The organism is Staphylococcus sp. GDY8P120P (assembly GCF_017892065.1).
GTDB classification, from domain to species: Bacteria; Bacillota; Bacilli; order Staphylococcales; family Staphylococcaceae; genus Staphylococcus; species Staphylococcus nepalensis.
In genome coordinates, this window is record NZ_JAESKI010000067.1 from 1 (window position 1) to 562 (window position 562).

Here is a 562-nt window from a genome sequence, read left to right on the forward strand (position 1 = left end):
ACCAACATAAAGTTAATAAAGAAAACAATGATGAGATATTAGCAGATGAAATTGAAGATATATTCATCTCTAATAGACGTTGTTACGGTACACGTAAAATAAAGATTGTTTTATCGAAACGAGGACTATATGTATCTAGGCGGAAGATTGGTGTATTAATGAAACAAAGAAACTTAGTTTCTACTTATACAAAGATGAAATTTAAAGTAACATCAAGCAAGGTAAACCAATCTACTACCAAGAATCATTTAAATCGTAACTTTAAAAAACATAAACAGTATAAATACATTGTTTCAGATTTAACTTATGTCCGTGTGGACAATAGATGGCATTATGTATGCTTATTTAGTGATTTATATAATCGAGAGATTATAGGCTATAGTGTAGGACAACGCAAAAACGCTGACTTAGTATTCAAAGCATTAGCAAGTATAGAAACAAATCTATTTAATATAAGCTATATCCATACAGATAGAGGACGAGAATTTGATAATCAATTAATCGATAAAGTAATTGATGTATTCAATATTAACCGTTCTTTAAGCCGTAAGGGAAATCCATA

The 562-nt window shown here is 29.2% G+C and carries 1 protein-coding gene; it reads left to right on the plus strand.

What is annotated here, in order from left to right:
* Positions 1-562, plus strand: a 562-nt coding sequence (locus KA900_RS14695) for a DDE-type integrase/transposase/recombinase (protein ID WP_210139797.1), incomplete at both ends; no start/stop codon positions are given.